The organism is Pseudomonas sp. ADAK13, assembly GCF_012935715.1.
GTDB lineage: Bacteria > Pseudomonadota > Gammaproteobacteria > Pseudomonadales > Pseudomonadaceae > Aquipseudomonas.
On sequence record NZ_CP052860.1, the window covers coordinates 6,057,485 to 6,074,588 of the forward strand.

Genomic DNA, 17,104 nt, shown 5'->3' on the forward strand with positions numbered 1-17,104 from the left:
TGGCGCGGCAACTTACGTTTAGAAATTTTTTGCCGTAGAATCACCCGGCCTTGTAAGGCGCCAATAATCCGTTGGAAGCTGTTTTCAAAGCGTCACGAGCACAGTCGTTCCTAAAGAACGGTGTTGGCGATGGTTATTTACCCGGTAAATAGCCAGCGCCAACCCTCATCAGCTCCGTTCTGCAGGCGTAAAACTTTGAAAGCAGCTTCTGTGAGGATTGCCGGCAGCGCTGGCTCTACGGCCCAAAAAGCCCCCGAGCGCATGCGTGCCGTGCATTTCTGGATGAGCGTCCCGTGGGACCACTGATGAGGGTAATAACTGTGCTTGAAGCCTACCGCAAACATATCGAAGAGCGTGCAGCCCTGGGTATCGTTCCCCAGCCGCTTAATGCCGAACAAACCGCAGGCCTGGTCGAGCTGCTGAAAAATCCCCCGGCTGGCGAAGAAGAATTCCTCGTTGACCTGATCACCAACCGCATTCCACCAGGCGTTGACGAAGCTGCCTACGTCAAGGCCGGTTTCCTGTCTGCCCTGGCCAAGGGCGAAGCCACTTCTCCCCTGATCGACAAGAAACGCGCTGTTGAACTGCTCGGCACCATGCAAGGCGGCTACAACATCGTGACCCTGGTCGAGCTGCTGGACGACGCCGAACTGGCGCCCGTCGCTGCCGCCCAACTCAAGCACACCCTGTTGATGTTCGATGCATTCCACGACGTCGCGGAAAAAGCCAAGAATGGCAACGAACACGCCAAAGCCGTGATCCAGTCCTGGGCCGACGGCGAGTGGTTCAAGAACCGCCCGACCCTGGCCGACAAGATCAGCCTGCGCGTGTTCAAGGTCACCGGCGAAACCAACACCGACGACCTGTCCCCTGCCCCGGACGCCTGGTCCCGTCCTGACATCCCGCTGCACGCCCTGGCCATGCTGAAAATGGCCCGTGAAGGCATCGTGCCGGATGAGCAAGGCAAGACCGGCCCGATGAAACAGATCGAAGAAATGCGCGGCCAAGGCTTCCCGATCGCCTACGTCGGTGACGTGGTCGGTACCGGTTCGTCGCGTAAATCGGCCACCAACTCGGTGCTGTGGTTCTTCGGCGACGACGTTCCTTACGTGCCGAACAAGCGCGCTGGCGGCTTCTGCTTCGGCAGCAAGATCGCTCCGATCTTCTACAACACCATGGAAGATGCCGGCGCACTGCCCATCGAGTTCGACGTCACCAACATGAACATGGGCGACGTGATCGACCTGTACCCGCATGCTGGCAAAGTCACCAAGCACAACAGCGATGAAGTCCTGACCACCTTCGAAATGAAGACCCCGGTCCTGTTGGACGAAGTCCGTGCCGGCGGTCGTATTCCGCTGATCATCGGCCGTGGCCTGACCGAAAAGGCACGTGCCGAGCTGGGTCTGCCACCTTCGACCCTGTTCAAACTGCCGGAAGCTCCGGCTGAAAGTGACAAGGGCTACACCCTGGCGCAGAAAATGGTCGGCAAGGCGTGCGGCGTGGCTGGCGTTCGTCCAGGCACCTACTGCGAACCGAAGATGACCACCGTGGGTTCCCAGGACACCACCGGTCCAATGACCCGTGACGAACTGAAAGACCTGGCGTGCCTGGGCTTCTCGACCGATCTGGTAATGCAGTCGTTCTGCCACACCGCGGCCTATCCAAAGCCGATCGACGTGACCACCCACCACACCCTGCCTGACTTCATCATGACCCGTGGCGGTGTATCGCTGCGTCCAGGCGACGGCATCATCCACAGCTGGCTGAACCGCATGCTGCTGCCGGACACCGTCGGTACCGGTGGTGACTCCCACACCCGTTTCCCGATGGGCATTTCGTTCCCGGCCGGTTCCGGCCTGGTAGCGTTCGCCGCAGCCACTGGCGTTATGCCACTGGACATGCCGGAATCGATCCTGGTGCGCTTCAAAGGCGAAATGCAGCCTGGTATCACCCTGCGTGACCTGGTTCACGCCATTCCTTACTACGCGATCCAGGCTGGCCTGCTGACCGTAGAGAAGAAAGGCAAGAAGAACGCCTTCTCCGGCCGCATCCTGGAAATCGAAGGCCTGGACAACCTGAGCATCGAACAAGCCTTCGAGCTGTCCGACGCCTCGGCTGAACGTTCGGCTGCCGGTTGCACCATCAAGCTGTCGAAAGAGTCCATCACCGAGTACCTGAACTCCAACATCACCCTGCTGCGCTGGATGATCGGTGAAGGCTACGGCGATGCGCGTACCCTGGAACGTCGTGCCCAAGCGATGGAAGCCTGGGTTGCCAACCCTGAGCTGATGGTTGCCGATGCTGACGCCGAATACGCTGAAATCATCGAAATCGACCTGGCCGACATCAAAGAGCCTGTGCTCTGCGCGCCAAACGATCCGGACGACGCCCGTCTGCTGTCGTCGGTACAAGGCGAGAAGATCGACGAAGTGTTCATCGGTTCGTGCATGACCAACATCGGTCACTTCCGCGCTGCCGGTAAACTGCTGGATCAGGTCAAGGGTCAGCTGCCTACCCGTCTGTGGCTGTCGCCGCCGACCAAGATGGACGCTCACCAACTGACCGAAGAAGGCTACTACGGCATCTACGGCAAGGCTGGCGCGCGCATGGAAATGCCGGGCTGCTCGCTGTGCATGGGTAACCAGGCACGTGTAGAGCCGAACTCGACGGTTGTGTCGACGTCGACCCGTAACTTCCCGAACCGCCTGGGTGACGGCGCGAACGTCTACCTGGCTTCGGCCGAGCTGGCGTCGGTAGCTTCCATCCTGGGTCGCCTGCCGACCGTCGAGGAGTACATGGAATACGCCGCGAAGATCAACACCATGGCCAGCGACGTGTATCGCTACCTGAGTTTTGACCAGATCGCCGAGTTCCGTGAAATTGCTGCAAGCGCCAACATCCCTGTGGTTCAAGCCTAAGGTTTTGTTGCTGTAAACGAACGCCGCGTATCGTCAGATGCGCGGCGTTTTTTATGCGCCTCGATTGAGGCCCAGACCTTGTCCTGCGCCTGGGTGCACGGCGTGCCTTCCGGGTGCGACTGGATCGTGGCGATCACCGCCCGCAACTCGGCCTTGCTCTGGTCCATACGGGTCTGCAGCTCTTCTATCTGCGCAATCCTGCGTTCCAGCCTCAACACGATATCGGCGCGCTTGGCCTCGCTCGGCGAATCGTCCGGCATCAGCGCCTTCAACTCCTGCAAGCTGAAACCCGCCCGCTGAGCGCCCTGGATCAATTGCAGCGTCTGCAACGTCTGCGTGGGATAACGGCGATAGCCATTGCCTTGCCGCTCGACCTGGATCAGCCCCTGGGCTTCGTAAAAACGAATCTTCGAAGCAGCCAAGCCACTGCGTTCCGCCAGTTCACCGATATTCATCGCCTACCCCATTGACCTTAAAGTTACCTTTAAGCTTAGCCTGAGCGCTCCCATTGTGAGGAGTCAAGCATGTCGCCCTTTGAAGCATTGCAATTGCCCAACGGCCAAGTCGTCAGTAACCGCATCGCCAAGGCGGCGATGGAAGAGAACATGGCCGATGCCGACCAGGCGCCTTCCGAAGCCCTGATGCGCCTGTATCAAGCCTGGGCCCAGGGCGAACCCGGCCTGATCCTGACCGGCAACGTGATGATCGACCGCCGAGCCATGACCGGCCCCGGTGGTGTGGTGCTCGAAGACGAACGCCACCTGGACGCGTTCCGCCGGTGGGCCACCATTGGCCGGGCCAAGGGCGCGCAGTTCTGGGTGCAGCTCAACCACCCGGGCCGCCAGACCATGGCCAACCTCGGCCAGCAGGCACTCGCGCCTTCGGCGGTGCCTCTGGACCTGGGTGGCTTCTCGAAGATGTTCGCCCAGCCCAAGGCGATGACCGAGGAAGATATCCAGGACGTCGTCACGCGCTTCGCTACCAGTGCACGCCTGGCGGAAAAAGCCGGCTTCAGCGGGGCCCAGGTCCATGCGGCCCACGGCTACCTGCTCAGCCAGTTTCTCTCACCCTTGAGCAACCAGCGCACAGACCGCTGGGGCGGCTCCGTGGAAAACCGTGCACGACTCCTGCTGGAGGTGATCAAGGCCGTGCGCGCCGCCGTGAGCGCTGATTTCTGCGTGGCCGTGAAACTCAACTCCGCCGACTTCCAGCGCGGTGGCTTTGACGCCGCCGACGCCCGCGCCGTGGTCGAACTGCTCAACCCGCTGGCCATCGACCTGCTGGAGCTGTCCGGCGGCAGCTACGAAGCCCCGGCCATGCAAGGCGAAGCCCGCGATGGGCGCACCCTGGCCCGCGAAGCGTATTTCATCGAGATGGCCAGCGACCTGGCGAAGGTCGCCCGCATGCCGGTGATGGTCACCGGCGGGATCCGGCGCTTGCCCATCGTCCAGCAAGTACTCGACAGCGGCATCGCCATGGCCGGGATCGCCACCGCCCTCACCCTGGAACCGCACCTGATCAAGCAATGGCGCGCAGGCCGTGACCTCAACCCGCAACTGCCGCCGATCCGCTGGAAACGCAAACCCCTGGCCAGCCTGGCGAGCATGGCGGTGGTGCGCTATCAGCTACGCCGCCTGAGCCGTGGCCGCCAGCCCAAACCCGGCGTGGCGCCGCTGCTGGCGTTGATCAAGGACCAACTGTTTATCGCCCGCCGCACCCGCCAATATCGCGCGGCGATGACCAATTCTTCACATTAACCGGGGAGCATTCAGCGCCATGGAGCTGTCCTCTACTGATCAGCAGCTTTTTACCCTCACTGACGATTGGAGTTCTTCATGGCGAAAATCACCCTGGCCCAGCAATTGGCGACCACCCTTGAACAGGCGGGCATCAAGCGCATCTGGGGCCTGACCGGCGACAGCCTCAACGGCCTGACCGACTCCCTGCGCACCATGGACAGCATCGAATGGATGCACGTGCGCCACGAAGAAGTGGCCGCATTCGCCGCCGGTGCCGAAGCCGCCGCCACCGGCGAGCTGACGGTGTGCGCCGGCAGTTGCGGCCCCGGCAACCTGCATTTGATCAACGGCCTGTTCGACTGCCATCGCAACCATGTGCCGGTGCTGGCCATCGCGGCGCAGATCCCCTCCTCCGAGATCGGCCTGAACTACTTTCAGGAAACCCATCCCCAGGAGCTGTTCAAGGAATGCAGCCACTTTATCGAGCTGGTGACCAACCCCGAACAGATGCCCCACGTGCTGCACCGCGCCATGCGCTCGGCGATCCTCAATCGTGGCGTGGCCGTGGTAGTGATTCCGGGTGATGTGTCGCTGCTGGAAGTGGAAGACACCTTCAAACCGTGGCCGGCCCTGCTCGCGCCACGTACGCTGCCGGCGGAACAGGACCTGCAACGCCTCACCGACATCCTGGAACACAGCGGCAAAGTCACCCTGCTGTGCGGCAGTGGCTGTGCCGGCGCCCACGATGAGGTGGTGGCCCTGGCCGACGCCCTCGGTGCGCCTGTGGTGCATGCCCTGCGCGGCAAGGAGCACGTGGAGTGGGATAACCCGTTCGACGTCGGCATGACCGGCCTGATCGGCTTCAGTTCCGGCTACCACGCCATGCTCAACTGCGACACGCTGATCATGCTCGGCACCGACTTTCCGTATCGCCAGTTCTACCCCACCGACGCGAAGATCATCCAGGTCGACCGCAACCCGCAGGCCCTGGGCCGGCGTGCCACCCTGGACCTGGGGATTGCTGCAGACGTCAGCGAAACAATCCAGGCGCTGCTGCCGCGCCTGACCCGCAAGACCGATCGCAGCTTCCTCGAAACCTCGCTCAAGCATTACGAGAAAGCGCGCCAGGGCCTGGATGACCTGGCTGAGCCGTCAAAGGCCGGCCGTCCGATCCACCCGCAATACGTTGCGCGCCTGCTCAGCGAACTGGCGGACGACGACGCAATCTTCACCGCTGACGTTGGCTCGCCTACGGTATGGGCGGCGCGCTACCTGAAAATGAATGGCAAGCGCCGACTGATCGGCTCGTTCAACCACGGCTCGATGGCCAACGCCATGCCCCAGGCCATCGGCGCGCAAGCGGCGTTTCCCGGGCGCCAGGTGATTTCCATGTCCGGCGACGGTGGCTTCACCATGTTGATGGGCGACTTCATCAGCCTGGCGCAGTTGAACCTGCCGGTGAAACTCGTGGTGTTCAACAACTCGTCCCTGGGCTTTGTCGCCATGGAGATGAAGGCTGCCGGCTACCTGGATACCGGCACCGAGCTGAAGAATCCGGACTTTGCCGCCATGTCCAATGCCATGGGCATCCTCGGTATTCGGGTCGAGCAGTCCGAAGACCTCGAACCTGCCCTGCGCCGCGCCCTGGCCCACGACGGCCCGGTACTGGTGGACGTGGTCACCGCCACCCAGGAACTGGTGATGCCGCCGAGCATCAAGCTGGAACAGGCCAAGGGCTTCAGCCTGTACATGCTCAAGGCGGTGATGAGCGGGCGCGGTGATGAGGTGATCGAGTTGGCGCGGACCAACTGGTTGCGTTGATAGCGCCATAGCGGCTGACCGCAGACAAAAAGACCCCGCCTAAAAAGCGGGGTCTTTTTCGTGCGGCCTGTCAGCCGTGTTGTTTTTCGACCCACTTGCCATAGGCGTCGATAAACGCCTGCAAAAACGGCTTGGTCTTTTCCGAGACCTTGCCCGACTCGTCGAACACGCTGCCCGCACCGCCCAGGTAGGCTTCCGGCTGCTGCATGCATGGCACATCGAGGAACACCAGCGACTGGCGCAAATGGTGATTGGCGCCAAAACCGCCGATGGCACCGGGGGACACACTGATCACCGCACCCGGCTTGCCACTGAAGACACTTTGGCCGTACGGGCGCGAACCGACGTCAATCGCATTCTTCAATACACCCGGTACGGAGCGGTTGTATTCGGGGGTCACAAACAGCACCGCGTCGGATGACCGCACGTGCTGGCGGAAAGTACTGTAGGCTGCCGGCGGTGCAGCACCGTCGATGTCCTCGTTGTAGAGCGGCAAATCGCCAATTTCGACAATGTTCAACGTGAGATTGGCGGGCGCCAACTCGGCCAATGCCAGGGCGACCTTGCGGTTGATCGACTCTTTTCTCAAGCTGCCGACCAGTACGGCAATCGTGTAGACCTTGCTCATTGGGGTTTCCCGGTTTCTGACTTAAGGAGCTTGTAGTTATAGAGCCTGCGCGGCGCTATCACCAGCGTGTTTTTGCAATCTCCAGGGACGTTCACACCGCAGACGGATTTGTAAGTAATGTCTGAAAAAGTCAACGAATAGTATTTTTTTTCAATAGGTAAACTACCCCGCTCTCCTACGGTCTACAGAACCGCAAATCGAGTGTTTATCTCCAGAGGTTCTAAACAGATGGCAGCAGTACTTGTCGGACAGTTCCATGCCAGAGACGCGGAAGGTCGCGTTTATTCGGTGCATGAGTTCCAGGAATCCAACCCGCCCCAAGGCGACCTGACTGGCTCGGCGCCCACCATTACCTACAAGCTGGCCATTGGCGATCGTGTAGAAAAACTGGACGGCGATGAATTCAGATTGATTCAGTCGGGCACCATCATCACCCGCGAATCCGCAACGACCCACGCTTCATAAGACCTCGCCGTAACGCAACGTCTTGGATGTGTACCTGCTCAGTCCTGGCCATACGTGGCATGGTGACTGGGCCGGGACGGATCGCAGCGTTCAGCTTCCCCAGCCGTTCATGCCCATCAGCATAGTTATAAATCCCATCAGTACCAGACCCAGGCCCAGCGGCCACTTCAGGTAGCGGCTCCACCCCGGTCGAAGTTCGAAAAAGCGCCACACGCCTTCGCGATGCCTGGCAATCACCCGATCCCCCCAGATCATTCCCGCAATGCCCCCCGTCAACACCAGCAAGCCCATGCAGGTCAGCGCCGTATTGAAAGGTGCCTTGCCGAGTTGTACCTGCGTTATTTCGATCGGATGGTCGCTATCCTCTCGCCTGACCTCGACCGTGGCCTGCCCGCGCTCACCCACCACACGGTACAAAGACTGCGTATAGCCGGGTGTATCGCCATGAACGCCACCATAGCCCGGGTAGAGTGTCACACGCTTAAGGAGCTCAACGGATGAAACGGTCCCCACCTGCGACGTGACCTGCGCCTGTGAGCGAATAAACGCCTGAAACGCCAGGTTCGTCGGATCTTTTTCTTCGTAATGCTTGACCACTACGCCCAAAGCCACCACCGCCACGGCTGCCAACAGCCAGTTCCTGGCACGTCGTGAAACGCCGGAGGCGCCGCCGATGCTACTCGCCATAGGCAATGTCCACGTTGTCGCCTTCACCTCCCAGCGTCCGGTCCTTACCGAACGAAAACAACTCAAAGGGCGCGCTCGGCTGGGTAGCCGGGAAATGGTACTGATAGGCCACGCCCCAAGGGTCTGTGAGGATATCCTCCTTGAGGTACGGCCCCTTCCACTTCGCCTCGCCTTGAGGCTGAACCATCAGCGCGCTCAGGCCCTCGTCATCCGTTGGATACCGCCCCACATCCTGATGAAACTGCTCCACCGCCTTGCCCAGCGCATTCAACTGGACCTTGGCCGTGGCGATTTCCGTTCGGGTCACGTCGCCAAATAGCCGCGGCCCCACCGCAACCGCCAGCACGCCAACCACCAGCACCACCACCAGCAGGTCCCACAACGAAAACCCGCGCGTATCTGCTTTACCCAACATCGACGTGGCTCCCCCTTGGATCCCTTGGTTGATACGCCCTTTGTATGACCGTTGGTGGCAAGTCTCAGGGGTCTTGATCGTGCAAGTCTAGTTGGGCCGTTCCCGCGCCGGGTCTTTTTTCCACACCCGGGCCCAAGCCATTGAATCCACGTCGCACTGAACATAGACTCCGGCCATGCGTTTACGTCATATCGAAGTCATTCAAGCGATTTTGCAGACCGGACACCTCGGCACCGCCGCCGAATGGTTGCAACTCCCTGTGGCCGATGTGGAGGCGACGCTCAAGGATGCCGAGCTGCAACTGGGCTTCATGCTGTTCGCCAGTGTGCGCGGACGCTTGCAGGCCACCCGCGAAACCCTCGAACTGCAGGGCCAGATCGCCCACCTCTACGCCGCCCTTGAGCCGGTGCAGCGCCTGGCCAGCAGCCTGAAGCACCATCATGCCCCGCCCTTGCGCGCGCTGTGCACCCCGCCCCTGGCCAATCAGTTGCTGCCCCAGGCGATCGCCGTGCTGCGCCGACGCTTTCAAGACACGCCGTGCAACCTGTCCAGCCACTCCACCCGGGATATCGTCAAGAGCCTGCTGCTGCACGAAGCGGACCTCGGCCTGAGCCTGCACGACCCGGAACACCCGCAAATCCACAGCACGCCACTGGCCCACGGCAAGCTGCAATTGCTCGCGCCCCATGGCTGGCTGAAACCGCGACAGAAGTACATTGCGCTGCAGGAGTTGGCCGGGCAGTCGATGATCGGACTGGAGGGCCAGGACCCGCTGAGCCGCCTGCTGGACAGCAAGCTGCAAGCCCTGCGCCCGCTGCCGGTGGTACAGACGCGGGTGCAGACCTACCAGATGATGCGCAGCATGGTTGAAGCCGGGGAAGGTCTGGCGATTGTCGACCCGTTCACCGCCACCGGTGCACGGGAAGCCGGGCTGGATGCTTGCCCGTTGTCACCCCCGATTGGGGTGACCTTGTATGCGTTGACGCTGGAAGGCCGTGAGGCGTCGCCCGCCTTGAATGCGCTGCTGGAGATTGTCACCGAGAAGGCCGAAAGCCTGCTGACAAACACACTCTCCTGACCAACAGAGATAAATGTGGGAGCTGGCTTGCCTGCGATGCGCACACTGCGGTGTATCAGTAACACTGAGGTGATGCTATCGCAGGCAAGCCAGCTCCCACACTGAATCAGCGCCCGGCTTCAGACCGCTTCCAGCTCCGACCTGAACAACCGATACCAGAAAATCGCCACCTCGCGCGTCTGCGGATCAATCCCGCGATAGCGCAGGTGGTCGATTCCGCCCATCACATACCCGCAGCGCTCGTACAACCGGCAGGCACCGAGGTTGTTGTTCTGGGTCTCCAGCATCATCCCCGGCAGGTTCTTCTTGCGGCTCCAGAACTGCGCCACGTCGAGCAACGCCTTCGCCACCCCGTGGCGCCGCGCGGGCAATACCACTGCCAGTTCGTCCACATGGGCAAAGCCGTTCCAGTTGGTGCTGACCACGATATGCCCCACGGGCCGGTCATCCAGGTACGCCATGAACACTGCACTGTCGGCCGCGTCACGGAAGCTGGCGAACTCCTCGGGGTCGATGCCATAGCATTTGCGGTACGGCACAATGCGCTCCACCGCCCACTGATCGACGCGCTTGCCCATCTCCGGCATGCCGTAGGCGTTGACCTCAAAGCTGAAGTCGTTACCCCACACGTACGCGTCAAATCCTTCGTCAGCCACCCGGACACTGAGGCCCGGGTACTTCGGGTTCATCACAGCTTGCATAAACATTCTTAACCCTTGATGCAGTCGACGGTGTAACAACGACCAGTGCCGTCGTCTTCGTGTTGCAGTCCATGCACATCCGCGACAAAGCCGGGGAAACTGCTATCGAACGTCCTGGCAAATGCCAGGTAATCAATGATCGAGCGAGTCGATTCGGTAAAACGCTCCCCCGGCATGATCAATGGAATGCCCGGCGGATAAGGCACCAGCATGACCGCTGCAACGCGTCCTGGCAAAGCGTCGATGGACACCGCCTCGACTTCGCCCTTGACCAGCAGGTCGTAGGCATCGGCCGGTTTCATGGCGATTTCCGGCAATACGGTGTACATCCGCTTCAGGTGCTTGGCCGTGGCATTACTGCGGTAGCAGCCGTGCAACTGATCGCACAGATCCTTCAAGCCCAGGCCCTGATACCGTGCCGGCCCCTGCGCAAACACCGAGGGCAAACAGCTGGCGAGGCTCACGTTGGCGTCATAACTGCGCTTGAATTCCAGTAATTCGGTGAGCAGGGTACTCCACTTGCCTTTGGTGATGCCCATGGAAAACAGCACGAGGAACGAATACAGCCCGGTCTTTTCCACCACCAGCCCACGTTCCCAGAGGAATTTACTGACCACCGCCGCCGGGATTCCGCACTCGCTCAGCGCCCCTCCGGCGTTCAGGCCGGGCATCACCAGGGTGACTTTTATTGGGTCCAGCAACACGTAGTCTTCGGCGATATCGCCAAAGCCATGCCACTCCGCCTCGGGTTGCAGCAGCCAGTCCGCCGTCACCACCCGGTCGATGCCCGCCACCAGCGGCGGCTGCCAGATGGAAAACCACCAGTCTTCGGCGGCAATGTGCTGGCGCAGGTTGGCCAGGGCGCGACGAAAGCTCAGGGCTTCGTCAAACATTTCTTGCAGCAACGAACGCCCCGCCGGGCCTTCCATCATGGCCGACGCCACGTCCAGGGAGGCGATGATGCTGTACTGCGGCGAGGTGGAAATATGCATCATGAAGGCTTCGTTGAAGCGGTCGCGGTCCAGCTTGCGCACCCCGCCATCCTGCACATGGATCATCGAGGCCTGGCTGAATGCCGCCAGCAGCTTGTGGGTGGAATGGGTGGTGAACACCAGCGGGCTGTCGGGCGTGCGCGAGGTGCCCATGCCGTAGCGGCCGGCGAAGAACTCGTGAAACGCCGCGTAGGCGTACCAGGCTTCGTCAAAGTGCAGCACCTCGACGCTGTTGCCCAGTTGCTGCTTGATCAGCTCGGCGTTGTAGCACAGGCCGTCGTAGGTGGAGTTGGTGACGACCGCCAGCTTGACCTTGGCGGGCCGGCCACGGGTCAGCGGGCTGGCGTCGATCTTGGCGCGGATCGAGTCCGGGCTGAACTCGCTCAGGGGAATCGGCCCGATGATCCCCAGTTCATTGCGCTCCGGGCACAGGTACAGCGGGATCGCGCCGGTCATGATGATCGAATGCAGCACCGACTTGTGGCAGTTGCGGTCCACCAGCACCAGGTCATCACGGCCCACCATGGAGTGCCAGACGATCTTGTTGGCGGTGGACGTACCATTGATCACGAAGTAAGTGTGATCGGCGCCAAAGTTACGTGCCGCACGGGCTTCGGCCTCGGCCAGCGGCCCGGTGTGGTCCAGCAGCGAGCCGAGTTCCGGCACCGACACCGACAAGTCCGAACGCAGGGTGTTTTCCCCGAAGAACTGATGAAACGCCTGCCCCACCGGGCTCTTGCGATAGGCCACGCCACCGCCGTGACCGGGGGTGTGCCAGGAGTAATTGGAGTCCGCCGTGTGCTGCACCAACGCCTTGAAGAATGGCGGCAACAGGCCATCCAGGTAAGCCCGCGCCGCCCGGGCCACTTGCCGGGCGAGAAACGGCACGGTGTCTTCAAACAGGTAAAGAATGCCCCGCAGCTGGTTGAGTTCGCTCATGGCATCGGCCGGGGCGTTTTCCAGGGTGACTTGCTCACCGAGGGCGAAGATCGGCAGGTTCGGTGCCCGTACCCGCGCCAGGCGGATCAGCTCCACCATGTTTTGCATCAGGTGGGTATTTTCCCCGGCCCCTTCGGCGGCAATCAGCATGCAGGCCAGGCCGTGATGGGTGGAAGCCACCAGGCGGCCCTCGGCGTAGTCCACCGCCGAAAAGATACTGAAGCCCTCCTGTTCCAGCTCCCGGGCGATGCCCCGGACGCGGTCGCCGGCAACGGTGTCGGCCTTGATGTCGCGGTGTACGATCAGAACCGGGAACTTCAGGTCTTTGTACATGAGCGCTTGGCGTCCTGAGGGCTATGCCTTCAGGGTAGAAGCTTGGGGCCGATGTGGCGAATGAAGATGTTCAACCAGTCTTCATAAAGCGCCGTCGATGACCTCGCGCAACACCAACGCCGCCTCCATGGCCTGCTGGCGAGTTGCCAGGTTGGTGAAGCCCATCAACAGGCCTTGCTGGCGACCGGGTTCGATGCTCCAGCCAGACACGGCCTGAATCCCCAGCCCCGCACGAGCGGCGGCCGCCGCGATCGCCTGGTCAGGGACGTCCACCCGCAGCCGCGCCAACAAGTTGATCCCGCCCGACTGCTCATCCACCTGCAAAAACTCCCCGCAATGACTGGCCAACGCTTCCACCAGGAAACCGCGCCGCACGGTGTAGAGCTGGCGCATTTTTTTCAGGTGCCGGGTGAAATGGCCTTGTTCAAGAAAGTCGGCCGTGGTGGCTTGCAGCAATTCAGCGCTGCGGTTTTGCAGGACGCCGGCGCTGGCCTCAAAGGCCGGGCGCAACGCCTGAGGCACCACCAGGTAGCCCAGGCGCAACCCCGGGAACAGCATCTTGCTGAAGCTGCCCGAGTAGATCACCCGGTCGGCAGTGTCCTGGCTCTTGAGCGCCGCCAGGGGTTGGCCCCTGTAGCGAAACTCGCTGTCGTAGTCGTCTTCCACCACCCAGCCGCCATGGGCCTGCGCCCAATCGAGCAAACCGAGCCGCCGGGAGGCACTGAGGGCCACCCCCAGCGGACTTTGGTGGGCCGGGGTGACAATCGCCAGCCGCGCCTTTGGAGCGCGCCGTACGCCCGCCTCCACATCAAGCCCGTCACGGTCCACCGGCACCGGTACCAATTTCACGCCCAAGTGGCGTAACAATTGCCGCGCATGCAGGTAGCCCGGGTCTTCGAACCAGCAGTCCTGGCCGGCCATCTGCAGCGCATCACACACCAGCGCGAGGCACGCCGAATAACCGGCGCACACAAACACCTGCTCCGGCGAACACTCCACGCCCCGATACAGCGCCAGGTACTGCGCAATCGCCACACGCAGCGAACGGGCACCACGCACGTCGCCCATGGCCAGGCTGTTCACGTCGATACGCCGCACTTGGCGGGTGACCAGCCGCGCCCACAACTTGCGCGGGAAACTGTCGAGCGCCGGCAAGCCCAGTTGCAGCAGGCGCAGGTTGGATGCCGGTGCCACGGGTTCGGATGCCACCGGCAGCGTCTTGATCGACCGCTGCGGCAGTGCCTCGGCCACCACCGTGCCCGCTTGGCCGCGCGCGAGGAAGAAGCCTTCGCTGACCAGCAACTGATAGGCCGTCTCCACGGTGCCACGGGCCACCTTCAGTTCCTGGGCCAGGCTGCGCACCGACGGCACCCGTTCGCCGGGGCGCAGTTGGCCCTGGTCGATGGCCTGGCGAAAGCGCCGGTAAATCTCCTGGTATTTGGGCAGTGACGACATCGTTATCCGGCTCACAGTCAATCAGCCCTGAAGTCTGATCTTGTCCCAACCCGCTTGTCCATTCTTGGCCCTATTGAGCCGGCGACCCGGCCGCCAGACTGGCGGCATCACTTCACGACAGTCAGGAGCCACCCCATGCAACACCGTCTCGACTACGCCCAGGCGGCACCCGTCGGCTACAAAGCCCTTGGCTCGGTGCACAGCTATATCCACGGCTGCGGCCTGGAGAAGGAATTGATTGACCTGGTGTACCTGCGGGTCTCGCAACTCAACGGCTGCGCCTATTGCCTCGACTCCCATTCCCGCGACCTGCTCAAACAGGGCGTGAGCCTGGAAAAACTGATGCTGCTGGCCGCCTGGCGCGAAGCCTCGCCGCTGTTCACCGCCCGCGAATCCGCAGCCCTGGCCTGGGCCGAGTCAGTCACCCGGGTCGCGCAAACCGAGGTGCCGGACGCGGACTATGCCGAGGCCACCGCGGTCTTCAGTGCCAAGGAAATCGCCGACCTGACCCTGGCCATCGCCCTGATGAACGCCCTGAACCGCGTCGCCATCAGCTTTCGAAAAGTACCCGCAGCGGTGAAAGCCCACCTGGAGCACGGCCACCATGAATGATCATGTGGAGTTCGTGCACATTGAAACCGACGCCGACTGCCAGGCCTGCTTTGCCGTCATGCAGCAACTGCGGCCCATGCTCAGCGACCCGCAAGCCTTTACCCGGCAAATCCAGCGCCAGCGGGACAACGGCTACCGCCTGCTCGCCGCCCGGGAAAACGGCCAGGTGCTGGGCCTGGCCGGTTATCGCCTGACCGAAAACCTGCTGTATGGCCGCTTCATCTACGTCGATGACCTGGTGGTAGACGCTTCTCTGCAACGCCGGCGCCTGGGTGAGCAACTGCTGGACCAGGTACGCCAGCAAACCCGCAGCCTGGGTTATCGCTACCTGGTGCTGGACACGGGCATGCACATGGCCCTGGCCCAGCGCTTCTACTTTCGTCAGGGCCTGCTGCCGCGGGGGATGCACTTTTCCCAGGACCTCAGCCAATGAGCCGCGCGCTGCTGCTGAGCTTCAGCCCCCATGGCAAGGCCGCCCAGACCTTCCGCCTGGCCCGCGCCCTGCTCCGTGAACAGGCGCCAGAGGCCCAGGTGACCGAGCGTGACTACGGCGGCCAGGCGCTGCCGCCGCTGACCCGGGAATACGCCAGCGCCCTGACCACGCCCGGCGGCCTCAGTGGCCCGGCAACGGAGCGCTCCGAACAGCTGATCGTCGAGCTGGAGGCCTGCGACCTGTTGATTATCTGCACCCCGGTGCACAACTTCACCCTGCCGGCGGCGCTCAAGTGCTGGATCGATCATGTGGTGCGTATCCATCGCAGCTTCACGGTCAGCCCGCAGTTTGAAAAAGTCGGCCTGCTCAAGGACCGGCGCACTTTTGTATTGGTGAGTTCCGGAAACTCGCGAAAAAGCCGCGAGCCGGACTTCCTGAGCCCGTACCTACAGGCGATCCTCGCAACGGTGGGTATTCACACCGTGCGCTTCGTCTATCTGGGCGCCATGGTCCGGGGCGAAGCGGCCGTCCAGCGCAGCTTGGCACAGGCCCATGAACAGTTGTCCAGGGCGTTTGACCGGCAGACGGGAGGCCACGCGACAATCAGCGCTGGCGCGTAAAATTAATGGCGCTAGAATCAGCGCCATTTCCTCGCCCGCCTCCCTGACTTGAGCCACCCATGAGCTTTAATTTCGACACGATCCACTCCCGCCTCGGCACCGGCAGTACCAAGTGGAGTCGTTACCCGCAAGACGTTCTGCCGATGTGGATTGCCGACATGGACATCGCCGCGCCACCGGCTGTGCTTCAGGCGCTGCACGAGCGCCTTGGCCAGCAAATCCTCGGCTACAGCGTGGCCTGCGATGGCGTGCGCGAGGCGATCGTCGCCGACCTGTGGGCCAAGTACGCCTGGCGCGTGCAGCCGGATGAGCTGCTGTTCCTGCCGGGGGTCGAGCCGGGTTTCAACATGGCGCTGCATGCGTTTGTGCAGCCCGGCCAACCGGTGGTGCTGCAAACCCCCAACTATCGCCCGATCCGCCTGGCGCCGGGCCACTGGAACCTGCCAAAAATCGAAGTGCCGTTTGAACTGAGCGCCGAGGGCGAGTACCTCACGCCGTTGCCGGCCATGCGGGAAGCCCTCACCGGCGCCGGTGCGCTGCTGTTGAGCAACCCGCACAACCCGATGGGCAAGGTCTTCCCTCGCGAAGAACTGCTGGCCGTGGCCACCGCCTGCCTCGACCAGGGCGCGCTGATCGTCTCCGATGAGATCCACGCCGAGCTGTGCTTTGATGGCCGCCGGCATATTCCCACTGCCAGCCTCAGCCCCGAGATCGCCCAGCGCACTATTACCCTGATGTCGGCGAGCAAGGCGTATAACGTCGCCGGGCTGAAGACCTGCTTTGCGGTGATCCAGAACCCGGAAATTCGCGAGCGCTTCAACCACGCCCGCTGCGGCATGGTCGACAGCGTCAGCCCCCTGGGCCTGGAAGCCACCCGTGCAGCCTATAGCGACTGCGGCGACTGGCTGGAAGCGCTGGTGGCGTACCTGCAAGCCAACCGCGACTACCTGCTGAACGCCGTGCAAACCCGCCTGCCCGGCGTGGTGATGCATGCGCCCCAAGGCACCTACCTGGCCTGGCTGGATTGCAGCGCCTTGGGCCTGGATGACCCGCAACAATTCTTCCTCGAACAGGCCAAGGTCGGCTTGAGCGCCGGGATTGAATTCGGCGATGACAGCCAGCAGTTCGTGCGCCTGAACTTCGGCTGCCCACGGGCGATGCTGGAAGAAGGCATTGCCCGTATGGAAGCCAGCCTGCGTCACCGTTAAGGCGCAATTCACAACTTTTCGCAACGACCACCGAACCCCTGCTGTTACTGTTTTTGC

The 17,104-nt window shown here is 62.2% G+C and carries 16 protein-coding genes; 9 read left to right on the plus strand and 7 right to left on the minus strand.

The genetic code is table 11. From position 1 onward, the window contains the following. Positions 1-320: 320 nt before the first annotated feature. The gene (gene acnB / locus HKK54_RS27795; protein WP_010171179.1) at positions 321-2,921 is read left to right on the plus strand and encodes a bifunctional aconitate hydratase 2/2-methylisocitrate dehydratase; all 2,601 of its coding nucleotides are present in this window, start codon (positions 321-323) and stop codon (positions 2,919-2,921) included. Here acnB and HKK54_RS27800 read toward each other — a convergent pair. After that, positions 2,918-3,376 carry a MerR family transcriptional regulator gene (locus HKK54_RS27800; RefSeq protein WP_169388546.1) on the minus strand — a complete coding sequence of 153 codons (459 nt, stop codon included), beginning with the start codon at positions 3,374-3,376 and terminating at the stop codon, positions 2,918-2,920. The genes acnB and HKK54_RS27800 overlap by 4 nt on opposite strands. A gap of 69 nt (positions 3,377-3,445) precedes the next feature. Between HKK54_RS27800 and HKK54_RS27805 the strand changes: the two genes are divergently transcribed. Both HKK54_RS27805 and poxB read left to right on the plus strand, forming a co-directional pair. Then, positions 3,446-4,678: an NADH:flavin oxidoreductase/NADH oxidase family protein gene (locus HKK54_RS27805; RefSeq protein ID WP_169388547.1), complete on the plus strand. Its 1,233-nt coding sequence runs from the start codon at positions 3,446-3,448 to the stop codon at positions 4,676-4,678. Positions 4,679-4,756: 78 nt separating this feature from the next. After that, positions 4,757-6,481, plus strand: coding sequence for a ubiquinone-dependent pyruvate dehydrogenase (gene poxB, locus HKK54_RS27810; protein WP_010171185.1), 1,725 nt, complete (start codon positions 4,757-4,759; stop codon positions 6,479-6,481). Between the two features lie 70 nt (positions 6,482-6,551). Here the strand turns inward: poxB and HKK54_RS27815 are convergent, their stop codons facing one another. Further along, the gene (locus tag HKK54_RS27815) at positions 6,552-7,109 is read right to left on the minus strand and encodes an NADPH-dependent FMN reductase (protein WP_010171186.1); all 558 of its coding nucleotides are present in this window, start codon (positions 7,107-7,109) and stop codon (positions 6,552-6,554) included. A gap of 228 nt (positions 7,110-7,337) precedes the next feature. Here HKK54_RS27815 and HKK54_RS27820 point away from each other — a divergent pair, with 228 nt between their 5' ends. After that, positions 7,338-7,574, plus strand: coding sequence for a hypothetical protein (locus HKK54_RS27820; protein WP_010171188.1), 237 nt, complete (start codon positions 7,338-7,340; stop codon positions 7,572-7,574). Between the two features lie 90 nt (positions 7,575-7,664). Here HKK54_RS27820 and HKK54_RS27825 read toward each other — a convergent pair whose 3' ends face one another. Beyond that, positions 7,665-8,261 carry a hypothetical protein gene (locus tag HKK54_RS27825; protein ID WP_010171190.1) on the minus strand — a complete coding sequence of 199 codons (597 nt, stop codon included), beginning with the start codon at positions 8,259-8,261 and terminating at the stop codon, positions 7,665-7,667. Further along, positions 8,251-8,676, minus strand: coding sequence for a type II secretion system major pseudopilin GspG (gspG, locus tag HKK54_RS27830; RefSeq protein WP_169388548.1), 426 nt, complete (start codon positions 8,674-8,676; stop codon positions 8,251-8,253). The genes HKK54_RS27825 and gspG overlap by 11 nt, the downstream gene beginning before the upstream one ends. Before the next feature lie 175 nt (positions 8,677-8,851). Here gspG and HKK54_RS27835 point away from each other — a divergent pair, with 175 nt between their 5' ends. Continuing rightward, on the plus strand, positions 8,852-9,754 hold the full coding sequence (locus tag HKK54_RS27835; RefSeq protein ID WP_169388549.1) for a LysR substrate-binding domain-containing protein: 903 nt from the start codon (positions 8,852-8,854) through the stop codon (positions 9,752-9,754). A gap of 119 nt (positions 9,755-9,873) precedes the next feature. Here the strand turns inward: HKK54_RS27835 and HKK54_RS27840 are convergent, their stop codons facing one another. The 3 genes from HKK54_RS27840 to pdxR all read right to left on the minus strand — a co-directional run bounded on the left by HKK54_RS27840 (position 9,874) and on the right by pdxR (position 14,174). Beyond that, positions 9,874-10,443: a GNAT family N-acetyltransferase gene (locus HKK54_RS27840; protein ID WP_029615920.1), complete on the minus strand. Its 570-nt coding sequence runs from the start codon at positions 10,441-10,443 to the stop codon at positions 9,874-9,876. A 20-nt stretch (positions 10,444-10,463) separates the two neighbouring features. Next, the gene (locus tag HKK54_RS27845; RefSeq protein ID WP_169388550.1) at positions 10,464-12,719 is read right to left on the minus strand and encodes an Orn/Lys/Arg decarboxylase N-terminal domain-containing protein; all 2,256 of its coding nucleotides are present in this window, start codon (positions 12,717-12,719) and stop codon (positions 10,464-10,466) included. An 81-nt stretch (positions 12,720-12,800) separates the two neighbouring features. Further along, positions 12,801-14,174, minus strand: coding sequence for a MocR-like pyridoxine biosynthesis transcription factor PdxR (pdxR, locus tag HKK54_RS27850; RefSeq protein ID WP_169388551.1), 1,374 nt, complete (start codon positions 14,172-14,174; stop codon positions 12,801-12,803). A gap of 135 nt (positions 14,175-14,309) precedes the next feature. On the opposite strand from pdxR, the gene HKK54_RS27855 reads away from it, so the two are divergent. Genes HKK54_RS27855 through HKK54_RS27870 form a run of 4 tightly spaced genes read left to right on the plus strand, consistent with a single transcriptional unit; the run spans position 14,310 to position 17,047 of the window. Further along, entirely contained in the window at positions 14,310-14,786 is a 477-nt protein-coding gene (locus tag HKK54_RS27855) for a carboxymuconolactone decarboxylase family protein (RefSeq protein ID WP_010171203.1), read from the plus strand. Further along, positions 14,779-15,219 carry a GNAT family N-acetyltransferase gene (locus tag HKK54_RS27860; RefSeq protein WP_010171206.1) on the plus strand — a complete coding sequence of 147 codons (441 nt, stop codon included), beginning with the start codon at positions 14,779-14,781 and terminating at the stop codon, positions 15,217-15,219. Before HKK54_RS27855 ends, HKK54_RS27860 begins: the two co-directional genes overlap by 8 nt. Then, positions 15,216-15,839, plus strand: a complete 624-nt coding sequence (locus HKK54_RS27865) for an FMN-dependent NADH-azoreductase (RefSeq protein WP_169388552.1) — start codon at positions 15,216-15,218, stop codon at positions 15,837-15,839. The genes HKK54_RS27860 and HKK54_RS27865 overlap by 4 nt, the downstream gene beginning before the upstream one ends. A gap of 59 nt (positions 15,840-15,898) precedes the next feature. Beyond that, entirely contained in the window at positions 15,899-17,047 is a 1,149-nt protein-coding gene (locus HKK54_RS27870; protein ID WP_169388553.1) for a MalY/PatB family protein, read from the plus strand. The last annotated feature ends 57 nt before the right edge of the window (positions 17,048-17,104 follow it).

Coding starts and splice junctions, on each gene's coding strand:
- gspG (WP_169388548.1), bottom strand. CDS start 8,676: ATGTTGGGTAAAGCAGATACGCGCGGGTTTTCGTTGTGGGACCTGCTG.
- HKK54_RS27855 (WP_010171203.1), top strand. CDS start 14,310: ATGCAACACCGTCTCGACTACGCCCAGGCGGCACCCGTCGGCTACAAA.
- HKK54_RS27800 (WP_169388546.1), bottom strand. CDS start 3,376: ATGAATATCGGTGAACTGGCGGAACGCAGTGGCTTGGCTGCTTCGAAG.
- pdxR (WP_169388551.1), bottom strand. CDS start 14,174: ATGTCGTCACTGCCCAAATACCAGGAGATTTACCGGCGCTTTCGCCAG.
- HKK54_RS27835 (WP_169388549.1), top strand. CDS start 8,852: ATGCGTTTACGTCATATCGAAGTCATTCAAGCGATTTTGCAGACCGGA.
- HKK54_RS27860 (WP_010171206.1), top strand. CDS start 14,779: ATGAATGATCATGTGGAGTTCGTGCACATTGAAACCGACGCCGACTGC.
- poxB (WP_010171185.1), top strand. CDS start 4,757: ATGGCGAAAATCACCCTGGCCCAGCAATTGGCGACCACCCTTGAACAG.
- HKK54_RS27825 (WP_010171190.1), bottom strand. CDS start 8,261: ATGGCGAGTAGCATCGGCGGCGCCTCCGGCGTTTCACGACGTGCCAGG.
- HKK54_RS27865 (WP_169388552.1), top strand. CDS start 15,216: ATGAGCCGCGCGCTGCTGCTGAGCTTCAGCCCCCATGGCAAGGCCGCC.
- HKK54_RS27805 (WP_169388547.1), top strand. CDS start 3,446: ATGTCGCCCTTTGAAGCATTGCAATTGCCCAACGGCCAAGTCGTCAGT.
- HKK54_RS27820 (WP_010171188.1), top strand. CDS start 7,338: ATGGCAGCAGTACTTGTCGGACAGTTCCATGCCAGAGACGCGGAAGGT.
- HKK54_RS27840 (WP_029615920.1), bottom strand. CDS start 10,443: ATGAACCCGAAGTACCCGGGCCTCAGTGTCCGGGTGGCTGACGAAGGA.
- HKK54_RS27845 (WP_169388550.1), bottom strand. CDS start 12,719: ATGTACAAAGACCTGAAGTTCCCGGTTCTGATCGTACACCGCGACATC.
- HKK54_RS27815 (WP_010171186.1), bottom strand. CDS start 7,109: ATGAGCAAGGTCTACACGATTGCCGTACTGGTCGGCAGCTTGAGAAAA.
- HKK54_RS27870 (WP_169388553.1), top strand. CDS start 15,899: ATGAGCTTTAATTTCGACACGATCCACTCCCGCCTCGGCACCGGCAGT.